This is a genomic window from Streptococcus ovuberis, assembly GCF_012396585.1.
Taxonomy (GTDB): Bacteria; Bacillota; Bacilli; order Lactobacillales; family Streptococcaceae; genus Streptococcus; species Streptococcus ovuberis.
In genome coordinates this window covers 1-21,688 of sequence record NZ_JAAXPR010000026.1, presented here as the reverse complement: position 1 = coordinate 21,688, position 21,688 = coordinate 1, and the positions used below count along the sequence as shown (strand labels likewise).

Genomic DNA, 21,688 nt, shown 5'->3' with positions numbered 1-21,688 from the left:
AGGATTTTTCAGCATTTTGTGATTATTGGTCTTATATCTATCAGCACTATAAAAACTAACCCGCTCTGCTATTTTTCAAAAGAATGAATGAGGACTATATGATTAAACTCTACGACACCATGACCCGCAGCTTGCGTGACTTTGTGCCCTTGGAAGAGGGAAAGGTCAGGATGTATGTTTGCGGACCGACGGTTTATAACTACATTCACATCGGCAACGCCCGCTCGACCGTCGCGTTTGACACCATTCGCCGCTATTTGGAGTACCGTGGCTACGACGTCACTTACATCAGCAACTTCACCGACGTGGACGACAAGATTATAAGGGCGGCTGCGGAAAGCCAAATGACGCCAAAGGAGCTGGCTGACCAGTTCATCGCCGCTTTTAAGGAAGACACTGCCCAGCTCTTTGTCAAGCCTGCGACCAAGAACCCTCGCGTCATGGACTATATGGACGAGATTATTGCCTTTATCGAGGTGCTTTTGGGAAATGGCTGCGCTTATGAGGCAGATGGGGATGTTTACTTCCGTGTCGAGAAGGCCACTAACTACGCCAAACTAGCCAATAAAACCCTCGCTGACCTCGAAATCGGTGCTAGTGGTCGGACTGATGAAGAAACAGCACGCAAGGAAAATCCGCTGGATTTTGCCCTCTGGAAGTCTGCCAAGTCAGGTGAGATTTCATGGGATAGCCCTTGGGGAGCAGGTCGACCAGGCTGGCACATCGAGTGCTCGGTCATGGCGACAGAGCTACTGGGGGATACGATTGATATCCACGGTGGGGGAGCTGACCTTGAGTTTCCACACCATACCAACGAAATTGCCCAGAGTGAGTGCAAGACAGGACATACCTTTGCCAACTACTGGCTTCACAATGGCTTTGTCAATGTGGACAATGAAAAGATGTCTAAGTCACTAGGTAACTTTGTCTTTGCCCGTGACCTCTTGGATAAGATTGACGGTCAGGTCTTGCGCTTCTTCCTAGCGACCCAGCATTATAGAAAGCCGATTAACTTTTCGGAGAAAGCGATTTATGATGCGCAAGCTAACCTTAAGTACCTGAAAAATGCCTATACCCAGCCTCTGACAGCGATAGCTGACGAGGCAGTGTTGGCGGACTTTGTCACTCGCTTTACAGACAGCATGGATGATGATATCAATGCTGCCAACGGCATTACGGTTGTCTTTGAGCTGGCGAAGTGGATCAACTCAGGCAACTACACACCAACTGTCAAGACAGCCTTTGCCGCTATGCTGGAGGTCTTTGGCATCGTCTTTGAAGAGGAAGTCCTCGACAGCGCTATCGAAGCGCTGATTGCCGAGCGGCAGGAAGCGCGTGCCAACCGTGACTTTGCTACCGCAGACCGCATTCGGGACGAATTGGCTAACAAAGGCATCAAGCTCCTTGACACCAAGGTCGGGGTGAGGTGGACGCGTGACTAGACCTTCCAACGCTAGTTTGTCATAAGAATAGTTAGCATCCCACGTGGTTTGAGCAGATTGCCGAACAGGTTTAATCATAGAATAGAAAGGTTTCCTATGGATAACATTACACATGACATGCGATATACTGAGACACATGTCTATTTCTTCACAGATGATGCACCATTTTCAAATTTTTACAAAACGGCATTCACCTATAAGGGTTATGACTTATCCTTTTCTGAACAAGGCTTAATGATTGAAAAAGCCTTACTTTTTGAACCGAGCAAAGCAGACGATATCGCACAAGCCACTCACCCCTATCAAGCTAAACAACTCGGTCGATTCATTCAAAACTATGATGACAAGAAATGGGGGGCGGTTCGATATGGCAAAATGGTAGACGTTCTGAAGGTCAAATTTGCCGAACCAAGACTAAAAGAAATACTGCTTGAAACTGGAAATCGCCTCATTGTCGAAGGCTCGCCCTATGACCGCATTTGGGGTGTCAAGATTGATTGGCAAGATGACCGCATTCTCGATGAAGCCAACTGGAAAGGCCAAAACTTATTGGGGAAAGCGCTGATGGAAGTCCGTGAGTATTATAAAAACAAGCAAACTACCTGAAATTAAGTCAAGCGAGGTTGTTGGAGTCATGAAAGTCTTCTCGCTGTCGTAAGGATATTTAAAACAAGAAAGGTTGAATTGTGACCAAATCAATTGACGTCAATCTGATCAACGGGATTGCCTTGGCTTTTGAGGGGGATGCGGTGTACGCCATGTACATTCGCCGTCACCTCATCATGACTGGGCAGACCAAGCCCAACCAGCTGCACCGCCTAGCAACCCACTATGTCTCCGCCAAGGCGCAGGCCATGCTGGTTCAAGCCATGTTAGAAGCGCAGCTATTAACCGAAAAAGAAATCGAGATTTACAAGCGTGGACGCAACGCCAACAGCCAAACCAAGGCCAAGAACACCGACATTGTTACCTACAAGGTCTCGACGGGCTTTGAGGCGGTGATGGGCTACCTCCACATGACCGAGCAAATCGAGCGCTTGGAGGAGTTGGTGGCGTGGTGTATTGAAAAGGTGGAAGACCAAAAATAGTAGCTTTGAAGAGCTACTTTTTTGTTGGATAATATTTTAAGGAGTTGTTTACTTAAAGTTTTTTGAATGTGTATAGGAATGATTTGTTTTTATCTTTCAATTCTGCAACCTAAGTTTGTATATTATTGTTGAGATTCTGTATTTAGAAGGTCTTTGAGAACGATGAAATATGACATAATAGCCTCAAGAGGAGCAGATTATGAACGACCAAGAGCGGCTATTGAGCATTTTTATCCGTTTACAGGCTGGAGCTCACCTAACGAAAGCTCAGTTGGCGGATGAGTTTGAAGTGGATCCGAAAACGATTCAGAGAGACTTTTCTCGTTTGAGTGACTTTATAGATACCCAGCCCATGATAGCGGGAGAATTGGTCTATGATGCCAAGCATCACACCCGCTACCTCAAGGGAAAATCTCTGTTTAACAAGAAGGATATTCTAATCATTGCCAAGATTTTACTGGAAAACCGAGCTCTGAACAAGACAGAAAACAAAGCTTTGCTTGATAGTTTGCTTAGTCTGGTAAGCAAAGAAGAGCGTCAAGAGATTCAGGCGACGATTGCTAGTGAGCTTTTGAATTACACTCCCTTGAGTGACGAGCAGGATAGGATCGAGAAGATTTGGGAATGGTCGCAAGCGATTTACAAAGAACAGGTTATGACGATTGTCTACCAGTCGCCATATCGCGATCAAGCCAAGTCGCACACAATTTTTCCTGTTTCGCTCTACTATGACAATCATTATTTCTATTTGGTGGCTTATCATCTGTTTCATCAGACCTATACGACCTTTAAGCTAGATCGAATCCTCTCATGGTTCCCTTCTGATGAGGGAAAATCTTCCCTGTCCTATGGTCAGAAATTCCGTGATGGCGACGTCCGCAATCGCCACGTTGACGCCTTTCTTGGAAAAGATATTAGGGTCAAGTTACTATTTGGTGCTGATCCTACCATTGTCCTTGATTAGTTTCCTGATGCGAGGCTTCTTTCTTTGGGAAATGGCAGCGCAACGCTAGAAGTACATACCCAGGATACTTCAGGTCTCAAACGCTGGTTGCTCAGCCAAGGAGCGTCCCTCAAAGTTTTGTCCCCTCAACCTTTGGTAGATGAGCTACGACAATTGATTGATGAGCTGCAGCAGTTATATAAAAATCAATAGATGGACGATTTTTGTCCATCTGATTTGATATTCTAGTATCATCAAGAAGAAAAGAGGTGCCTTATGCCGAAAACACTATTGTCAGAGACTGTCTTTACAGTTTTAACCATAGAAGATCAGTGGCTTAGTCCTGTGGGATGCTTAGAGAAGAATAAGGAAAATAGTGAGCAGTTCGCTAAATTATCCTGGGAATGTGACCTGATAAAAATTTCTGCTGTGACTTTTACCTTGTCTGAGAACTTGGCACATTATCAAGTTTTTATCAAGCCCAGCCAGCCCCTATCCGACTTCACTCGGGAACTTACAGGGATAACAGAGGCGGATTTCAAGGAAGCAGTTAGCTTGACAGAAGCCCTACAAGGTCTAGTACACTTTTGCCAAGATACAGTTCTCGTTTATCATAATGCTACCTATGTATTTGGGATGTTGGCTGAAAAGATGCAAGAGTGCGGCTTGCCAGAACTGGAAGTGCCAAGGTTGGACACTGGGCAAATGGTGACACAACTACATCCTGAATGGAAGAGAAAAACAAGTTCTAAAGGCATTGCGAAACAGTATCAACTAGACCTAGAGCACCTTGATTATCCGCACCGTATTCAGGTTATTTTTAAGGCTATCTGTCAGGAATTGCAGAGCACTCAAAAAATTTCAACAGCAAAAGATCTTCAAGCATTTTTAAGCAGATCGGCAATAGCGTAAATCGCTGTTATACTAAGCATAACAGGTATTGATTTAACAATCAATACCTTAACCCCAATGGTCAAACAAGAAGGAGGAGACCATGATTCTATTACAAGATATTTTACAGTTTTCAGAGGAAGAATTGCCACGGGTACGAGTGAAGTTCAATAATTGGACGGGTGAAAATCCCTTGCAGAATTATTTAGCCGATCCTGAAACAGTGGATAATTTTAATCTTTTTTGGAGAAATAAAAATCGGAATTATTCCGTTGGCGATATTGCAGTAAACCTCATCCAAATGGGGCATGATAAATGGTTGTTGACGACCATCAAGCGGGTAACGAAAGAGCTAGGCGTTACTTTTGGACAAAACTATGAGGGTCAGGTAGTGGAGAAGTATTCACCTTACTTTGCTAGGGTTATTCTACACTGCAAACGTCCGGGTCGAGCTCCTGTCTTTGGGTTTCAGACAGTAGCTAACTCTTTAGAGGTTTATGAGATTTTACCAGAGATTTATGGAGGTGAAGCCTTTCCGGGGTATGACAACCTTTGTCTTTCTTATCAACAGTTAGAACTGATTTTACGCTTGGGTAAAAAAGATTGGCTCACCGCTTTGACAAATCAAAAAGCTGTTTACCTCATTACGGACCGTCACACTGGAAAGCTCTATGTTGGCTCGGCAACGAGTGACGCGGGCATGCTCTTGCAACGCTGGCAGTCCTATATTGCCAATGGACATGGTGGTAATAAGGGATTGAAAAAGGTCATTGACAGTGAAGGATTCGACTATGTTAAGGAACATTTTCAATACAGTCTACTAGAAAATTACAATGCTAAGGTTGATGATACCTATATCTTGAAACGTGAAAGTTATTGGAAAGAAGTTCTGCAAAGTAGAGCATTCGGCTATAACGAGAATTGATGAGGTTTTTAATGAATAATAACTGGATACGAGACTTTGAAAGAAAACAATTTGAAGAGCAAATGGTTAATGAATCTCGACGTCAAAATGATTTGTTAAATCTTCAAATTGCCAATCAAGAGCGGCAGCGCAAAAAAGAAGAAGAAAAATCTTACAAGGATAAAATTGATCACTTGCGTTTAGCTTTAGCACAGGCTTCAGACAGTCGTCAACAGGAACAAATCCAAATTCTTTTAGATGAAGCACAAGCAGATTATGAGAGCTATTTAGAACGTAAAAGAAAATCTGAGAAAATAAATCGCATCATTTCAATTATTTTATTGTTTATCATGCTTCCTTTATTTTTCTGGATGTTTAGGGAAATTTTTTGGTGACCATAGTCATAGACAGAAGAATGGCGCTAGCACTGCTCAAACGATCTTAAAAGCTAGTGAAGAAGATGAAAATGCTTTGGGAGTATCTTCTCAATCTATTGTCCCATCTTCCAGCGATGGTACAGGGTCAACTGTGAGTGAACCTGTGTCAACAAGTTCTTCAACGGAATTACCCGCACCTTATGCTGATACTAGACATACTAGCCCTCATGAATTTACAGTTGATGTCACAGTCACAGACCTCAATATTCATCAAGCTCCAAGTCTATCTGCCAGTGTCGTGCGTATCATTCCTCAGGGAACCTATACTATTGTGCAAACTAGTCAGTCTGGTGGGCAATATTGGGGAAAACTGAAATCGGGTGAAGGTTGGATCTCTTTGACTGCTATTGGAGAAGCGCCACTCGCTCCAACTAGTTGGAGAGCGATTCCTGTCCCTGATAAAAACACCAAGGATTTGACCACTAAAGAGATTGCTGACTGGGCAAAGGCGGCGACACTTACAGGACGAACTAATCTTTCTGGTGGGATAGTTCTTGAAGCTATGTCTGTTGATGTTCGTATGGCAGATGATGGTTTGGTTTATGCTGATCTCACAGCGATGGGATTTCCTTTTGTTGATAAATACCGTGTTAATAAAGATGGTCATTTAGAGCTTTATACGACGGATGGTACAGGCGATTGGTTGGTAGTGTCCGAGGTTTATACCTATATGCAACCTTAGTCTATCTCCTTTCTGCCATTAGCTCTGCCATTTCCCCTAAAAATATGCTACAATAGTCCTATGAAAGACACAGATATTGTTTACGGCGTTCATGCCGTTACCGAAAGTTTACAGGCCAATACTGGCAATAAACTCTATATTCAGGAAGACCTAAAGGGAAAGAATGTAGACAAGATGAAAGCTTTAGCAGCTGAGAAGAAGGTCTCCATATCTTGGACGCCTAAGAAGATCTTGACCGAGATGACGGAAGGCGCTGTCCATCAGGGCTTTGTCCTTCGAGTATCAGAGTTTGCCTATGCTGAGTTATCGGTTATTTTGGATAAGGCAGAGCAGGAAGATAATCCTCTTATTCTTATTCTTGATGGGCTCAATGACCCGCACAACTTTGGCTCAATCCTGCGGACAGCTGACGCGACCAATGTGACTGGGGTGATTATTCCCAAGCACCGTGCAGTTGGAGTCACCCCTGTGGTAGCTAAGACTTCAACAGGAGCGGTGGAGCATGTGCCTATTGCCCGTGTGACAAATCTTAGTCAGACCCTAGATATCTTGAAAGAACAGGGTTTTTGGATTTTTGGGACAGATATGAATGGTACGCCTTCAACGAAGTGGAATACCTCTGGTAAGCTGGCCCTCATCATCGGCAATGAAGGAAAAGGGATTTCAGCTAATATCAAAAAGCAGGTCGATGAGATGATCACTATTCCTATGGGTGGCCATGTCCAAAGTCTCAATGCGAGTGTGGCTGCGGCAGTCCTCATGTATGAAGTGTATCGGAATAGGAGAGTTTGATGAGAAAAAGCATCTATCAGATGATATCTCCAAAACTTCATGGTGAATCGCGGTCATCTTATTACGAGGGTGGGATAGTAGTTATCATTTTGTTGAGTCTTTTACCACTTACAGTGAAAGAACCTAATCTATTTTATAGAGAATTGGAACGATTGACCTCTCTCGTATTTATAATTGATTATTTACTTCGTTGGTTGACTGCAGATTATTTGCTGAAAAAAGGAAAATGGTCATTTTGCTTTTATCCGTTGACACCGTTAGCTATTATTGATTTAATTAGCTTTTTACCGATTGTCAGTTTCTTACACAATAGTTTGAGAGTGTTGAAAATTTTTCGCTTGACTCGTTCCTTGAGAGTACTAAGAATGATTCGACATTCAAAGAATATTTCTATTTTGCTGAGAGTACTGAAAAATCAAAAAGATTCGTTGTTATTAGTAAGCGTTTTGGCTTTAGCTTACATTGTTGTGTCTGCTTTGATGATGTTTACGATTGAGCCTGACCGTTTCAATCATTTTTTAGATGCACTTTATTGGTCAACTATTACCTTAACGACGATTGGGTACGGTGACATATATGCTCAGACTGACTTTGGTAAAATCTTAACGATGGTTTCGGCATTTATAGGAATAGGAGTGGTTGCGTTGCCGGCGGGTATTATTACTGCGGGTTATTTAGAAGAGATCAGAGAACACAATTAAACAGCGACCACCTCTATTTTGGTTCAAGGAGATAGAAAAAAGGATAGCATGAAGGAAAAACTATTAATCGTAGATGGCTACAATATGATTGCCTTTTGGCAATCTACCAAGCAGGCCTTCAAAAGAGGTGGTTTGGACGAGGCCAGAACCCTCCTCCTTAACCATCTTTCTAACTATGCTGCTTTTGAAAAAATTGAGCTCATCTGTGTCTTTGATGCTCACCATGTGCCAGGTTTGCGACAACGTTACGATGAGTTTCAGGTGACAGTGATTTTCACAGAAGAAGATGAAACAGCTGATAGTTATATCGAACGATTAAGTGCAGAACTCAAGGATTCGGGTAAATTAATATCCGTAGCGACCAGCGACCTTAATGAACAATGGGTTATTTTCTCGCAAGGGGCCCTGCGGGTCTCAGCTAGGGAGTTAGAGGAGCGCGTGCTAAAAAACAAACAAAGTTTAGACCGTTTGGTAGATACTACAGAATTATATACACCGAGATTAAATCATCTAACAGCCGAACAGTTGCAAGGGTTGAAAGATTTTATGGAGCAGTTGGAAATTTAGGAGGAGGCCTGCAATCTATTGCGATGGAGAATTGTTTTTGGGGTGTTCGTTTATTGTTCAAGAAATTCCGCGAGAAGGATAGTGTGGGAAGTGGGCACTCAACTAGTTGGACAACAAGAAGAACCTACTAAAAATGCTCGTAGAGGTCAAAAAGAAAGGCTATAACAGTGGCATAAAATAGGATCGAAAGTTATATGGTTTAGCACAGATAAACGTTTCTTTGAATAGAAAAGAACTGGGATCTTGTTTAGATAGGTGAGCAAAGGGATGGAAAGCAGATTGACTCTTAAGGGTTAATAGCAGTGCTATTCCTTTTTTAGAGGCTTTTTCTGTTCAAAACTCAGCGAACCCCCTTTAATTTTGCTATAATAGACATAAGAAGAAGGTGAGGAAAAGGGATTGGAAGGTATTATTGTCAAGGCGCTGGCGGGCTTTTATTACGTTGAGTCAAATGGGCAGGTTTATCAGACCCGAGCTAGAGGGAATTTTCGGAAAAAAGGCCAGACGCCTTACGTTGGGGACTATGTGACTTTTTCAGCAGAGGAAAACTCCGAGGGGTATCTATTGGCTATCCATGAGCGAAAAAATAGTCTAGTTAGGCCTCCGATTGTGAACATTGACCAGGCGGTTATTATCATGTCTGCCAAAGAGCCGGATTTCAGCCTTAACCTCCTGGATCGTTTTCTAGTTCTCTTAGAGTATAAGACAATTCACCCTGTTATTTATATCACTAAAACAGATTTGTTGACGGAGGGTGATCTTGATTTGGGCGGGATTCGCTCTATTTATCAGCGGATTGGCTATGAGGTTATTTGGGACATGGCAGAGCTGCCTGAGTTATTGAAGGACAGAGTGACGGTCTTTATGGGCCAGACAGGCGTTGGCAAGTCTACTCTGCTCAATAAATTGGCCCCGGAATTAGCTTTAGAGACAGGCCAAATTTCAGATAGCCTAGGACGGGGACGGCATACGACGAGAGCAGTCAGTCTTTACAATCTCTATGGGGGTAAAATTGCAGATACCCCTGGTTTTTCATCACTAGATTACGAAGTAACAGATAGCGAGATCTTAAATGACTGCTTCCCTGAGATCAAGGACCTGTCCCGAGGATGTAAGTTTCGCACCTGTACTCATACGCATGAGCCAGCTTGTGCTGTCAAACCAAAGGCAGGGACAAGTGATCTAGCACAGAGTCGCTTTGACCATTACCTCCTGCTTTTGAGCGAGATTGAAAATCGCCGAGAAACCTATAAAAAAGTCGCTAAAAAAGGCTAGACTAGTGAGAATTCTGCTGAGAAGGCACTTGAGATTTCCAACGGATTGCCCCAGTTGAAGATTTAGTGTTGCTGAAAAAGCGCCTGACTATCTGCCTTTCCCGAAAGCCCCAGATCATCTATTACTAAAACCAAGGAGAAAAAAATGTTGACAAATAAGATTGCCCCCTCTATCCTAGCGGCAGATTACGCGAATTTTGAAACAGAGCTGAAAAAAATAGAAGCGTCCGGAAGTGAATACGTTCATCTGGATATTATGGACGGTCATTTTGTACCCAATATCAGTTTTGGTGCAGATGTGGTGGCTAGCATGAGACCGCACAGTAAGCTGATCTTTGATTGCCATCTGATGGTTGCTAACCCTGAAAATCATATTGACAACTTTGTACGAGCTGGTGCAGATATTATGACGATTCATGTCGAAAGCAGTCAGCATATCCATGGGGCTCTCCAAAAAATTCGGGCGGCAGGTGTCAAGGCAGGGGTTGTACTAAACCCTGGAACGCCAGTCTCATCCATTGCCCATATTCTTGAACTAGTAGACCAGGTACTTGTCATGACTGTTAATCCTGGTTTTGGAGGCCAAGCCTTTATTCCTGAAATGTTGGAAAAAATTAAAGAAATCGTAGTCTTGCGAGCAGCTAAGGGGCTCTCTTTTGATATCGAAGTTGATGGCGGTATTGACGATAAGACCATCGCTTTAGCCAAAGCTGCAGGTGCCAATGTCTTTGTGGCAGGCTCCTACGTCTTTAAAGGGAATGTGGCTGAACGAGTAGCAACTCTCCGAGAGGTCTTAAATGGCTAGATGGGGATTGGTGGCAGGTGGTCCATTCTCGGAATTGCCCCTTATGTTTGAGGCCTACGCTGGAATTGATTCAGGGGCGGTCGCTATTTTAGAAAAAGGTCTGGAGCTTGACTTGGCAGTAGGGGACTTTGATTCAGTTTCCGCAGCAGACATTAAGGAAATTAGGACAGCAGCTCAAACCTTTGTCGGCCTAGACTCTGATAAAGACGATACAGATCTGGAAATGGGATTGAAAGCCATTTTTCAAAGAGACCCAAACGCCCATGTCACGGTTTACGGAGCATTGGGTGGGCGTATGGATCATTCTCTGTCTAGTATCTTTTTGCCGTCTCATCCTGATTTGGCTCCCTTTATGCAGCAGATTCAGTTAGTTGATGAGCAAAATGTCATCATCTTTCGTCCCAAAGGGCAGCAGGTGATTACACCTCTTGCAGGTTATACCTATGTTGGTTTTCTCTTGGAGGGGCAGGGGCAGGGGCAGTTGACAATTGAGGGAGCCAAGTACGATCTGTCTGCTTCTCGTTATTTTAAGCGAAAAATCTACGGAAGCAATGAATTCTTAGGCCTGCCCATTTCGGTGACCGTTCCTGATGGTTACTTGGTTGTTGTTTATAGTAAGGATTGATTATGGATGCAGTACTCATTATCTTGTTGCTTCTAGTCTTGGTGGGCCTCTTTCTTCTTTGGCAAAGGCAGAGCTGGTTGATGCATGTGCTAGAAGATCAACTGGATGGTCAGTCGGACCGTATTGCCGACCAGATGACCTATTTGCTGGAGCGTTCGAACCAAGAACAGCTCCGAGATCTTCATCAAGCGACTAGCCAAACAGCTGACCGTCTGACTGATGTGCGCAAAGACCTCTATGAAAATTTGACCGATCTCAGACAAGACCTATCTCAGAGTTTGGAACAGAATCGAAGCAGCCTTCAACAAGGGCTCATGCGTCTGCAAGAATCAAATGACCAACGCTTGGAAGCTATGAGGCAGACGGTTGAAGAAAAGTTAGAGAAGACCCTTCAAAGTCGATTGCAGTCATCGTTTGAAACCGTCTCGAAACAGTTGGAATCGGTCAATCGTGGCTTAGGGGAGATGCAGACGGTAGCGCGTGATGTTGGGAGTCTCAGCAAGGTCTTATCTGGAACGAAGACAAGAGGTATTTTAGGTGAGATTCAACTTGCTCAAATTATAGAAGATATCATGGCGCCTAGTCAGTATGAACGAGAATTTGCGACGGTTTCTGGTGCTAGTGAGCGAGTGGAATTTGCAATTAAGTTACCAGGAGCCAGTCAAGACCAGATTGTTTATTTGCCAATAGATGCTAAATTTCCTCTGGAGGCTTACTATAGACTGGAAGAGGCTTACGAGTTGGGTGATAAATCAGAGGTAGAGGTCGCTAGAAAAGCGTTATTAACGGCTGTTAAAGGATTTGCCAAATCCATTCACAAAAAATACCTCAATCCACCAGAGACCACTCATTTTGCTATCATGTTTTTACCGACGGAAGGACTCTATGCAGAAATTGTGAGGCAACCAGCCTTTTTCGACGATTTGCGCCGAACAGAAAATGTCTTAGTTGCGGGTCCGTCAACCCTGTCAGCCTTGCTGAATTCCTTGTCTGTCGGTTTTAGAACGTTAACTATTCAGCGATCTGCAGATGATATCAGTAAAACCTTAGGGCAAGTCAAGACAGAATTTGGCAAGTTTGGGGGCTTATTACAGAAGACGCAAGTTCAACTGGAGCGAGCCTCTCGCAATATTGACAGCCTTCTGACGACTCGTACTCAGGCCATTGAACGGGCGCTGAGAACCATTGAATTAACAGGTGAGCAGGGGCAAAGTCCTTTGGCTGAGGCCTGGGAGGAAAGAGATGAAAATTAACCAAATGAAAAAAGATGAGCCTTTTGAAGGTTTCTATCTCATCAAGAATGCCGAGCTGCGGCAAACACGAGCAGGCAAAGATTACTTGGCTTTCACTTTTCAAGATGATACCGGTACTATCGAAGGTAAACTCTGGGATGCGCAACCTTATAACGTAGCTGAATTTACCGCTGGTAAGGTTATCTTTATGCGAGGGATGCGAGAAGTTTACAACAACACCCCTCAGGTCAATCAGATTAGCCTCAGGTTGCCTAAGGTTGGTGAGCCTAGTGATCCAGGGGAATTTCAAGAGAAACCACCTGTTGACATCTCAAATACCAAGGACTATCTTCAGGAGATGATTTTCCAAATTGAAAATGCAACCTGGCAACGCTTGGTCCGAGCCTTGTATGCTAAGTACGAAAAAGAATTTTACAGCTATCCTGCAGCTAAAACCAACCACCATGCCTTTTATGCTGGCTTGTCTTATCACACAGCCACCATGGTGCGTTTGGCGGATGCTATTGGAAATATTTACCCTCAACTTAACAAGAGCCTCCTCTTTGCGGGGATTATGTTGCATGATTTAGCTAAGGTCATTGAGCTGTCTGGGCCAGATGATACTTCCTATACTGTTCGAGGCAATCTTATTGGACATATTGCTCTAATCGATGAGGAAATCACAAAAGCTTTAATCGAGTTAGGAATTGATGATACCAAGGAAGAGGTAACGATTCTTCGACATGTTATTCTCAGCCACCATGGCTTGTTGGAATATGGTAGCCCCGTTCGGCCACAGATTATGGAAGCGGAAATCTTGCATATGATTGATAATATTGATGCCGAGATGATGATGATGATCACTGCTCTGGACAAGATTGCCCCAGGTGAAATGACCAATCGTCTCTTTGCTATGGACAACCGCTCGTTTTACAAGCCTAACCTCTAAGTAGGGTTTCTTTGTCGCTTAACTTCTATAAAAACGAAAAACGGACTTTTTAAACTTAAAATAGTTCGTTTTTTATTTCATATGGTATAATAGAGAAAAAGTAAAAAAGAGGACAAACGGATGAAAATAAGACGAAGTGAACGTATGGTGCTGATTTCAAATTACCTTATCAATCATCCCTATGAGCTTACGAGTTTGACCACTTTTGCAGAACGTTATGAGTCGGCAAAATCTTCCATATCTGAAGATATCGCCATCATTAAGAGAGCCTTTGAAGCGAGTGAGATTGGTTACATTACAACGGTAACAGGTGCTGGAGGGGGCGTGGTCTTTACACCATCGATTTCTGACCAGGAGGCACGTCAAGTCGCAGAAGAACTTCGCGAACGCTTGTCAGAAAGCAATCGTATCTTACCAGGGGGGTATATCTATCTATCAGACCTTTTGTCAACCCCTACTTGGTTGAAAAAAATTGGTCGAATTATTGCTAAGACCTTTAAAGATCAAAAGATTGATGCGGTTATGACAGTTGCAACCAAGGGGGTTCCCTTAGCCAATGCAATCGCAGATGTTTTAAATGTTCCCTTTGTGATTGTTCGTCGAGACCTCAAAATCACAGAAGGATCGACTGTTTCTGTTAATTACGCCTCAGGATCCAGCGGTCGGATTGAGAAAATGTTTTTGTCCAAGCGTAGTTTAAAACCGGGAAGTCGTGTCTTGATAGTAGATGATTTCTTAAAAGGTGGCGGAACCATCAATGGTATGATCAGTTTGCTGACGGAATTTGACAGCAGCCTAGCAGGAGTAGCCGTATTTGCGGACAATATCCAGAGCAAACGCGAAGGGGTACCTTACAAGTCTCTCCTATCTGTCACAAATATTGATACCCAAAATAATGTGATTAATGTTGAGTTGGGCAATATGTTTCAATAATGAAGAAAGAGCTGGGAAAACAACCAGCTCTTTGTTTATCTTCTTCCTGAGTTAACACAGGGGAAACAAGTCGTTTGACTCCTAAAAAGCAAAGGTGTCTTATAGAGTGCTTCTGCTCAAAAACGATCAACTAGACGCTTGCCTCCGCACATGAGATTGAAGTTAGCGCTCTCTTCGAAATAGGAAAAGGGTGCTGGGGTTATCGCTTTTAAAGGTCACTCGATATCATTGATTAGGGAGGGACATCGGTCCCGAATGATTATAGTTTAGTGATAGTTTTGTTTCGCTTTTCAAAGGGTGACTTAAGGAACAGGGAGACGCCGCTTGCCAGACAGCTAACATCAAACAGTCAGGCCATTGCTGTGCTCACTTTTAGGTTTCGCTACTCGCACCTCAAAGACTCACTTCTTGGCTGTTTGAACCCTGAAAACGTCTTTGGGTTCGGTTGCAGGTGTAAGTGGCTCTGATGAGAGCAACTAGAAACGATCCGAGAATAGGTTGGCTTAGTCTGAGCTTTGAAGGCAAGACGTAAGACAATCGAATGCTGTCTTCCTCCTTTTTTGCCGGTTCTCCTTATTGGTTAGTGGTTTAATGAACGTATTTCCTCTGTGAGGGTAGCGTGTGCTTTCCTCAATTTTTGTTGCAATTTAAGGGGTTACATGCTATCATAAATGCAGAGACAAAACTGAGGAGAGGTATCAAATGGAAGCTGTTAAGGTATTTAATAATAACGTTGTTCTGGTTCAGGATACCCAAGGTCAGGAAGCAATTGTCATGGGACGAGGTCTAGGGTTTCAGAAAAAACCAGGGGATTTCTTAGATGATTCGTTGATAGAAAAAACCTTTGTCTTATCAGAAACTCAGTTTACTTCAGCTGTTTCAGAACTTTATACGACATTGACGCCTAAGGAAATCAACATTTTCCAAGCGATAGTCTCAAAAGCGGCCTCAGTTTTGAAGGTAGACTATAAGGAAAATTTTTATTTGGCCTTGGCAGATCATTTGCATTTTGTTTTGGAAAGGGCAGCTCAAGGGGTTTTCATTAAAAACCCTCTGGTATGGGAAGTCAAACGATTTTATCAGCCAGAGTACCAGTTAGGGCTTGAAGCAGTGAAATTGCTCAATGAAAGTTTTGGATTAGAAATTCCAGAAGATGAAGCAGCATCCATAGCTTTGCATTTTGTCAACGGGCAAAAGAACGCCCAGCAGATGGATGATACGGTAAAAGCGACCAAGTTAATTCAAGAATTACTCAATATTGTTCGACGCTTTTATGTGATGGAGTTTGATGAGAGTAGCATGTCTTACATGCGTTTTGTAACGCATCTGCAGTATTTTGCTCAGCGTGTGCTGGCAGACCAAAATACAGGTGCAGAGGATAGCTTCTTATTTGAACAGGTTAAGCTCAACTACCCTAAGGCTTTTACTTGTGCAGAACTGTTGGGCAAGTATGTTAAGTCTGGTTATCAGTTTGAGGTCTCTCAGGACGAGTTGGTTTATTTGACAATTCATATCCAACGCTCAACAACACAAGGCTAGAGCCTCATGGTTTTGCCCCTAGGTCAAATTTTGATCTAGGGATTTTCGGTGATTGAAGGAAATTATATGCAAAAATACGAATCATTAGCAAGGGAGCTTTTACAGGCGGTTGGAGGAGAAGCGAATGTCCAGCAGGTGACCCATTGTTTGACGCGCCTACGTTTCACGCTAAAGGATGATCAGTTAGTAGATAAACCTTACCTTGAACAACATCCAGACGCCTTAGCTCTGGTTCAAGGAGGAGGTCAATTTCAGATTGTCATCGGTCACCATGTGGCAGATGTTTATGCCAGTCTTTTAGAGTTTTCCAAACTCAATCAATCAGATGGTTCAAAATCCGATTCTGGAAGTCTCTGGAATAATTTTATGGGAATTGTCTCGGGTGTTTTTCAGCCATCCATGGGAGTTTTAGTGGCCACCTCGATGATTAAAGGGTTGGTGGCTGTTTTGAGCTTCTGTGGGTTCACAGCGGAAAATAGTGGTCTATATGTTTTGCTGGAAGCGACAGGAGATGGTTTTTCGCAATTCCTACCGATCGTTCTTGCGATTAACGCAACGTCCTATTTTCAAGTTCACTTGTTTACAGGAGTCGCTCTAGCCGCAGCTCTTCTTTATCCCAATCTTAATCTGGCTCAAGAGCTTCCAACTTTTTTTGGTTTCCCGATCAGTTTACCGATGGGTGGCTATTACCAAACGGTCCTTCCGATTATCATAGCTGTCTGGTTAGCTTCTAAGGTGGAAAAATGGCTAAAAAAAGTTGTGCCGGATATGGTGAAATTTTTTCTGGTGCCTTTGTTAACGTTGCTCACAACAGCGCCGTTGACCCTGTTACTGTTAGGGCCGATTAGTGTGACGCTTTCAAATTGGGTAGGTGATTTTTTTCAAGCGCTCTATCATCTAAGCCCTATTTTACTTGGTTTGATCTTAGGCGGACTTTGGCAGGTCTTGGTTTTATTTGGACTTCATTGGGGGTTAATCCCTATTATAACTATCCAGATGGAAACAAAAGGTTTCTCTCCTTTGTTAGCGATTATTACCTTTGTCAGTTTTTCTCAATTGGGAACGGTTCTGGCCATCATTCTAAAGACCAAGGACAAACACAAACGTCGCATGGGGTATCCGATGGCCTTATCAGCCTTATTTGGTGTGACAGAACCGGCGATTTATGGTTTGAGTCTTCCTTTGCGATTCCCATTTTTAGCCAGCAACCTAGGAGGCGCTATTCAAGGAGCATATATCGGTTGGACGGCTACCCATTCCTTTACCATGGGAGGTCTAGGCATATTTGCCCTAGCTAACTTTATAGATCCTAGAGGGCGAGACCTTACTAACTTAATCCAAGCCATCACAGCTATGCTCTTGGCTACAGCTTCGGGCTTTCTTTTGACCTATTTGGCAAAGTTTCCTGATTCTAGTGAGGTAACTGAGGAGAAGCAAAATGAACAATCCCTTCATAGTTCGGTGTACATAATGAGTCCTTTGACAGGAAAAGTAGTGCCTTTGGAGGAAATGTCAGATCCTGTTTTTGCGAGCGGCACTTTTGGCAAAGGGATTGCTATTCAGCCTGAACAAGGGGTTCTTTTCTCACCTATTCAAGGGCAGGTCACCAGTCTTTTTCCTACCCAGCATGCGATAGGTCTTCTATCTGATGATGGAGCTGAGGTGTTGATTCATATTGGTGTTGACACAGTACAAAGTCAAGGAGAAGGGTTTACTGCTTTAGTATCTGTTGGAGACAGCGTTGAGCCGGGACAGGCCTTGATACAGTTTAATCAGGAAGAGCTTGAAAGAAAAGGTTTTGATTTAACAACGGCAGTGGTCTTAACTAACTCAGAGGCTTATCTGGATATCTTAAGGACAAATACAGACGAAACGATACCAGGCGAAGTAATCCTAACAGCCATAAAAACAACGCACCTATAGTAGGGGTGGTATCAGTAAATTGCTTGGAAAAGTGCTAAAGGGCGATTCTCAGTGTAAAGCCGAAATTTCAAAGAAATTGTGGTCTTGATCAAAAGCAGAATTGAGCTTATCCAAGTTTCAGAACCAGTGGGAGACTTTTTCAATAAAAGATCCCTCACTGGTTCTGTTTTTTTCAGCTCATTTTTAGGGGGAAAAAGATACAAGGAGCGTAATTTGAAGCAAGAACAGAAGTTATGGGCTAAAGTGCCACACGAAGTTCCACTGTCGAGTCGAATGGAAGTCATTCTGCAAAACATTAGCTTTCAAAAAATAAGATATAAGTAATTGACAAAAAGTAAAGGCTGTGGTAACATGATAAACGGTACTTTTTACTTTTGGTCTCTCAAAAGTGTACAGAGACGTGCTGACAAATGTTGCAAAAGTACACACAGTTCTAGGCTGTCACCGGTGCTAGGACAACCAAAATTAAAAATTTTACAGGAGTATGTAGATGCCTACAATTAACCAGTTGGTTCGCAAACCGCGTAAATCAAAAGTAGAAAAATCTAAATCACCAGCTTTGAACGTTGGCTACAACAGCCACCGCAAAGTGACAACTAACGTGTCTTCTCCACAAAAACGTGGTGTTGCAACACGTGTTGGAACAATGACGCCTAAAAAACCTAACTCAGCCCTTCGTAAGTTCGCACGTGTACGTTTGAGCAACCTCATCGAAGTGACTGCCTACATCCCAGGTATCGGCCACAACTTGCAAGAGCACAGCGTAGTGCTTATCCGTGGTGGACGTGTAAAAGACCTTCCAGGGGTACGTTACCATATTGTCCGTGGTGCACTTGATACAGCAGGTGTAAACAACCGTAAGCAAGGCCGTTCTAAGTACGGTACCAAACGTCCAAAAGGGTAAGAAGGGAGAGTAACAAATGAGTCGTAAAAATCGTGCACCAAAACGCGAAGTTTTGGCAGATCCACTATATCATTCACAACTTGTTACCCGTTTAATCAACCGTCTCATGCTTGATGGGAAACGCGGTGTAGCAGCTAGCATCGTTTACGGTGCTTTTGAACAAATTCAAGAAGCAACTGGCAATGCACCACTTGAAGTATTTGAAGCAGCGATGGAAAATATCATGCCGTTGCTTGAAGTACGCGCACGCCGTGTTGGTGGCTCTAACTATCAAGTTCCAGTTGAAGTTCGTCCAGAACGTCGTACAACACTTGGTCTTCGTTGGTTGGTAACAATCGCTCGTAATCGCGGTGAGCACACTATGGTGGAACGTCTTGCTAAAGAGATCATGGATGCTGCAAACAATACTGGTGCAGCTGTTAAGAAACGTGAAGACACCCACCGTATGGCAGAAGCCAACCGTGCGTTTGCACACTTCCGTTGGTAATCTAAGGATATTAAGGGCGAGCATACAAGTGAAAAATAGGAATCTGACGATGATTGCTTGCAATCTAGGAAGATTATCATTTTTCACTGACAGTATGCCGGCCGTATTCAACTCTAAGATACGAGAGCGTTAAACAAGTCCTAGACAAAATAGGAAAAACGACGAAGCTTAAGCTTCTAGGAGATTTTATCTTTTTGTCAGTAACTCGTAGCTCGAGTAAAATTCTGCATTACCTAAGTCAGTAGCAAAAAAATGAAACTCGAACGGGTAGGTCCTGCCTATCCGTTCTTTCTAAAAAATGGTATAATATTACCATCACAAAAAAATAGGAGAAAATAACCTCATGGCACGCGAATTTTCGTTAGCAAAAACTCGTAACATCGGTATCATGGCGCACGTTGATGCCGGTAAAACAACTACAACTGAGCGTATTCTTTACTACACTGGTAAAATTCATAAAATCGGTGAAACTCACGAAGGTGCGTCACAGATGGACTGGATGGAGCAAGAGCAAGAACGTGGGATCACCATCACTTCTGCAGCAACAACTGCTCAATGGAAAGACACTCGTGTCAATATCATCGATACCCCAGGGCACGTGGACTTCACTATCGAAGTACAGCGTTCTCTTCGTGTCCTTGACGGTGCGGTAACGGTTCTTGACTCACAATCAGGTGTTGAGCCACAAACTGAAACTGTATGGCGTCAGGCGACTGAGTACCGCGTTCCTCGTATCGTATTTGCCAACAAAATGGACAAAATCGGTGCGGACTTCCTTTACTCAGTATCTACCCTTCATGATCGTTTGCAAGCAAATGCTCACCCAATCCAACTCCCAATCGGTGCAGAAGATGACTTCACTGGTATCATCGACTTGATTAAGATGAAAGCTGAAATCTACACCAACGACCTTGGCACGGATATTCGTGAAGAAGAGATTCCAGCTGAATACCTTGAGCAAGCACAAGAGTGGCGCGAGAAGTTGGTTGAAGCAGTTGCTGAAACTGACGAAGAGCTCATGATGAAGTACCTTGAAGGTGAAGAAATCACTGAAGAGGAATTGAAAGCTGGTATCCGTAAGGCAACCATCAACGTTGAATTCTTCCCAGTTCTTTGTGGTTCTGCCTTCAAGAACAAAGGGGTTCAGTTGATGCTTGATGCGGTACTTGACTACTTGCCAAGCCCAATTGATATCCCAGCGATTAAAGGGATCAACCCAGATACAGATGCTGAAGAAGAGCGTCCATCATCTGATGAAGAGCCATTTGCAGCCCTTGCCTTCAAGATCATGACAGACCCATTTGTTGGTCGTTTGACCTTCTTCCGTGTGTATTCTGGTGTGCTTAACTCAGGTTCATACGTGATGAACACGTCTAAAGGTAAGCGTGAGCGTATCGGACGTATCCTTCAAATGCACGCTAACAGCCGTCAAGAAATTGAAACAGTTTACTCTGGTGACATCGCTGCTGCCGTTGGTCTGAAAGACACCACTACTGGGGATTCATTGACTGACGAAAAAGCGAAAATCATCCTTGAGTCAATCAACGTTCCAGAACCAGTTATCCAACTCATGGTTGAGCCTAAGTCTAAAGCAGACCAAGATAAGATGGGTATTGCTCTTTCTAAATTGGCTGAAGAAGACCCAACCTTCCGTGTTGAAACAAATCCAGAAACTGGTGAAACGGTTATCTCAGGTATGGGTGAGTTGCACTTGGATGTCCTTGTTGACCGTATGCGTCGTGAATTCAAGGTAGAAGCAAACGTTGGTGCACCTCAAGTATCTTACCGTGAAACCTTCCGTGCCTCTACCCAAGCACGTGGCTTCTTCAAACGCCAGTCTGGTGGTAAAGGTCAGTTTGGTGATGTTTGGATTGAATTTACACCTAACGAAGAAGGTAAAGGTTTCGAGTTCGAGAACGCTATCGTCGGTGGTGTGGTTCCACGTGAATTCATCCCAGCGGTTGAAAAAGGTCTTATCGAGTCTATGGCTAATGGTGTCCTTGCTGGCTATCCAATGGTTGACGTTAAAGCGAAACTTTACGATGGTTCATACCATGATGTCGATTCATCAGAAACAGCCTTCAAGGTGGCAGCGTCTCTTGCTTTGAAAGAAGCAGCTAAATCTGCTCAACCTGTTATCCTTGAACCAATGATGCTTGTGACCATCACTGCACCAGAAGACAATCTTGGTGACGTCATGGGGCACGTGACAGCTCGTCGTGGACGCGTTGATGGTATGGAAGCTCGCGGTAACGTTCAAGTGGTTCGTGCTTTTGTCCCACTTGCTGAAATGTTCGGTTATGCAACTGTTCTTCGTTCAGCGACTCAAGGTCGCGGTACTTTCATGATGGTCTTTGACCACTATGAAGATGTTCCTAAGTCAGTACAAGAAGACATCATCAAGAAAAACAAAGGCGAAGCATAACAGTTATAACAGATATCCCCCCCTTTTTATAAGATACAAACTCCTAGAGGAAAGCCTCTGGGAGTTTTTTTGCACAGGAGTGAAGTTGAGGTTGGAACGCGAAAATTGAGCTCTCTGTGGCCTAGTCATAACTAGGAATAGACCG

The 21,688-nt window shown here is 43.5% G+C and carries 21 protein-coding genes and 1 pseudogene; all 22 read left to right on the top strand.

Annotated elements, in window-relative coordinates; all coding sequences use genetic code 11:
• Window positions 1–98 precede the first annotated feature (98 nt).
• The 22 genes and pseudogenes from cysS (at window position 99) to fusA (ending at window position 21,543) form a co-directional block, all read left to right on the top strand.
• Window positions 99–1,442: a cysteine--tRNA ligase gene (gene cysS / locus HF992_RS10340; protein WP_168549948.1), complete on the top strand. Its 1,344-nt coding sequence runs from the start codon at window positions 99–101 to the stop codon at window positions 1,440–1,442.
• A 96-nt stretch (window positions 1,443–1,538) separates the two neighbouring features.
• A complete protein-coding gene (gene ybiA, locus HF992_RS10335) occupies window positions 1,539–2,048 on the top strand; it encodes a riboflavin biosynthesis intermediates N-glycosidase (RefSeq protein ID WP_168549947.1) in 510 nt (169 codons plus the stop codon).
• An 80-nt stretch (window positions 2,049–2,128) separates the two neighbouring features.
• Entirely contained in the window at window positions 2,129–2,530 is a 402-nt protein-coding gene (locus tag HF992_RS10330; protein WP_168549946.1) for a ribonuclease III domain-containing protein, read from the top strand.
• Window positions 2,531–2,729: 199 nt separating this feature from the next.
• Window positions 2,730–3,686: pseudogene (locus HF992_RS10325) on the top strand (helix-turn-helix transcriptional regulator).
• A 63-nt stretch (window positions 3,687–3,749) separates the two neighbouring features.
• Window positions 3,750–4,385, top strand: coding sequence for a 3'-5' exonuclease (locus tag HF992_RS10320; protein WP_168549945.1), 636 nt, complete (start codon window positions 3,750–3,752; stop codon window positions 4,383–4,385).
• An 82-nt stretch (window positions 4,386–4,467) separates the two neighbouring features.
• Complete coding sequence (locus tag HF992_RS10315; protein WP_168549944.1) at window positions 4,468–5,289, top strand: GIY-YIG nuclease family protein; 822 nt, start codon at window positions 4,468–4,470, stop codon at window positions 5,287–5,289.
• Between the two features lie 11 nt (window positions 5,290–5,300).
• Complete coding sequence (locus HF992_RS10310; protein ID WP_168549943.1) at window positions 5,301–5,663, top strand: hypothetical protein; 363 nt, start codon at window positions 5,301–5,303, stop codon at window positions 5,661–5,663.
• 76 nt (window positions 5,664–5,739) lie between these two features.
• A complete protein-coding gene (locus HF992_RS10305; protein WP_168549942.1) occupies window positions 5,740–6,387 on the top strand; it encodes an SH3 domain-containing protein in 648 nt (215 codons plus the stop codon).
• Between the two features lie 60 nt (window positions 6,388–6,447).
• Entirely contained in the window at window positions 6,448–7,179 is a 732-nt protein-coding gene (rlmB, locus tag HF992_RS10300; protein ID WP_168549941.1) for a 23S rRNA (guanosine(2251)-2'-O)-methyltransferase RlmB, read from the top strand.
• On the top strand, window positions 7,179–7,880 hold the full coding sequence (locus HF992_RS10295) for a potassium channel family protein (protein ID WP_168549940.1): 702 nt from the start codon (window positions 7,179–7,181) through the stop codon (window positions 7,878–7,880). Before rlmB ends, HF992_RS10295 begins: the two co-directional genes overlap by 1 nt.
• Before the next feature lie 48 nt (window positions 7,881–7,928).
• The gene (locus HF992_RS10290; RefSeq protein ID WP_168549939.1) at window positions 7,929–8,447 is read left to right on the top strand and encodes an NYN domain-containing protein; all 519 of its coding nucleotides are present in this window, start codon (window positions 7,929–7,931) and stop codon (window positions 8,445–8,447) included.
• A gap of 399 nt (window positions 8,448–8,846) precedes the next feature.
• Entirely contained in the window at window positions 8,847–9,722 is an 876-nt protein-coding gene (gene rsgA, locus HF992_RS10285) for a ribosome small subunit-dependent GTPase A (RefSeq protein WP_168549938.1), read from the top strand.
• Between the two features lie 144 nt (window positions 9,723–9,866).
• Window positions 9,867–10,526, top strand: a complete 660-nt coding sequence (gene rpe / locus HF992_RS10280) for a ribulose-phosphate 3-epimerase (protein WP_168549937.1) — start codon at window positions 9,867–9,869, stop codon at window positions 10,524–10,526.
• Window positions 10,519–11,151 carry a thiamine diphosphokinase gene (locus tag HF992_RS10275; RefSeq protein WP_168549936.1) on the top strand — a complete coding sequence of 211 codons (633 nt, stop codon included), beginning with the start codon at window positions 10,519–10,521 and terminating at the stop codon, window positions 11,149–11,151. Before rpe ends, HF992_RS10275 begins: the two co-directional genes overlap by 8 nt.
• Window positions 11,152–11,153: 2 nt before the next feature.
• On the top strand, window positions 11,154–12,404 hold the full coding sequence (locus HF992_RS10270) for a DNA recombination protein RmuC (protein ID WP_168549935.1): 1,251 nt from the start codon (window positions 11,154–11,156) through the stop codon (window positions 12,402–12,404).
• Entirely contained in the window at window positions 12,394–13,332 is a 939-nt protein-coding gene (locus HF992_RS10265) for a 3'-5' exoribonuclease YhaM family protein (protein ID WP_168549934.1), read from the top strand. The genes HF992_RS10270 and HF992_RS10265 overlap by 11 nt, the downstream gene beginning before the upstream one ends.
• A 120-nt stretch (window positions 13,333–13,452) precedes the next feature.
• Window positions 13,453–14,265, top strand: coding sequence for a pur operon repressor (gene purR, locus HF992_RS10260; protein WP_168549933.1), 813 nt, complete (start codon window positions 13,453–13,455; stop codon window positions 14,263–14,265).
• A gap of 702 nt (window positions 14,266–14,967) precedes the next feature.
• Window positions 14,968–15,804: a BglG family transcription antiterminator LicT gene (gene licT / locus HF992_RS10255; RefSeq protein WP_168549932.1), complete on the top strand. Its 837-nt coding sequence runs from the start codon at window positions 14,968–14,970 to the stop codon at window positions 15,802–15,804.
• Between the two features lie 66 nt (window positions 15,805–15,870).
• Complete coding sequence (locus tag HF992_RS10250; protein ID WP_168549931.1) at window positions 15,871–17,727, top strand: beta-glucoside-specific PTS transporter subunit IIABC; 1,857 nt, start codon at window positions 15,871–15,873, stop codon at window positions 17,725–17,727.
• Between the two features lie 490 nt (window positions 17,728–18,217).
• Window positions 18,218–18,631, top strand: coding sequence for a 30S ribosomal protein S12 (gene rpsL / locus HF992_RS10245; protein WP_168549930.1), 414 nt, complete (start codon window positions 18,218–18,220; stop codon window positions 18,629–18,631).
• A 16-nt stretch (window positions 18,632–18,647) separates the two neighbouring features.
• Complete coding sequence (gene rpsG / locus HF992_RS10240) at window positions 18,648–19,118, top strand: 30S ribosomal protein S7 (RefSeq protein WP_168549929.1); 471 nt, start codon at window positions 18,648–18,650, stop codon at window positions 19,116–19,118.
• A gap of 343 nt (window positions 19,119–19,461) precedes the next feature.
• Window positions 19,462–21,543 carry an elongation factor G gene (gene fusA / locus HF992_RS10235; protein ID WP_168549928.1) on the top strand — a complete coding sequence of 694 codons (2,082 nt, stop codon included), beginning with the start codon at window positions 19,462–19,464 and terminating at the stop codon, window positions 21,541–21,543.
• Window positions 21,544–21,688: the final 145 nt, after the last annotated feature.

Bases quoted from the DNA above. Each gene is read 5' to 3' on its own strand.
- cysS (WP_168549948.1), top strand. From the start codon at position 99: ATGATTAAACTCTACGACACCATGACCCGCAGCTTGCGTGACTTTGTG.
- ybiA (WP_168549947.1), top strand. From the start codon at position 1,539: ATGGATAACATTACACATGACATGCGATATACTGAGACACATGTCTAT.
- HF992_RS10320 (WP_168549945.1), top strand. From the start codon at position 3,750: ATGCCGAAAACACTATTGTCAGAGACTGTCTTTACAGTTTTAACCATA.
- HF992_RS10315 (WP_168549944.1), top strand. From the start codon at position 4,468: ATGATTCTATTACAAGATATTTTACAGTTTTCAGAGGAAGAATTGCCA.
- HF992_RS10310 (WP_168549943.1), top strand. From the start codon at position 5,301: ATGAATAATAACTGGATACGAGACTTTGAAAGAAAACAATTTGAAGAG.
- rlmB (WP_168549941.1), top strand. From the start codon at position 6,448: ATGAAAGACACAGATATTGTTTACGGCGTTCATGCCGTTACCGAAAGT.
- HF992_RS10295 (WP_168549940.1), top strand. From the start codon at position 7,179: ATGAGAAAAAGCATCTATCAGATGATATCTCCAAAACTTCATGGTGAA.
- HF992_RS10290 (WP_168549939.1), top strand. From the start codon at position 7,929: ATGAAGGAAAAACTATTAATCGTAGATGGCTACAATATGATTGCCTTT.
- rpe (WP_168549937.1), top strand. From the start codon at position 9,867: ATGTTGACAAATAAGATTGCCCCCTCTATCCTAGCGGCAGATTACGCG.
- HF992_RS10275 (WP_168549936.1), top strand. From the start codon at position 10,519: ATGGCTAGATGGGGATTGGTGGCAGGTGGTCCATTCTCGGAATTGCCC.
- HF992_RS10270 (WP_168549935.1), top strand. From the start codon at position 11,154: ATGGATGCAGTACTCATTATCTTGTTGCTTCTAGTCTTGGTGGGCCTC.
- HF992_RS10265 (WP_168549934.1), top strand. From the start codon at position 12,394: ATGAAAATTAACCAAATGAAAAAAGATGAGCCTTTTGAAGGTTTCTAT.
- purR (WP_168549933.1), top strand. From the start codon at position 13,453: ATGAAAATAAGACGAAGTGAACGTATGGTGCTGATTTCAAATTACCTT.
- licT (WP_168549932.1), top strand. From the start codon at position 14,968: ATGGAAGCTGTTAAGGTATTTAATAATAACGTTGTTCTGGTTCAGGAT.
- HF992_RS10250 (WP_168549931.1), top strand. From the start codon at position 15,871: ATGCAAAAATACGAATCATTAGCAAGGGAGCTTTTACAGGCGGTTGGA.
- rpsL (WP_168549930.1), top strand. From the start codon at position 18,218: ATGCCTACAATTAACCAGTTGGTTCGCAAACCGCGTAAATCAAAAGTA.
- rpsG (WP_168549929.1), top strand. From the start codon at position 18,648: ATGAGTCGTAAAAATCGTGCACCAAAACGCGAAGTTTTGGCAGATCCA.
- fusA (WP_168549928.1), top strand. From the start codon at position 19,462: ATGGCACGCGAATTTTCGTTAGCAAAAACTCGTAACATCGGTATCATG.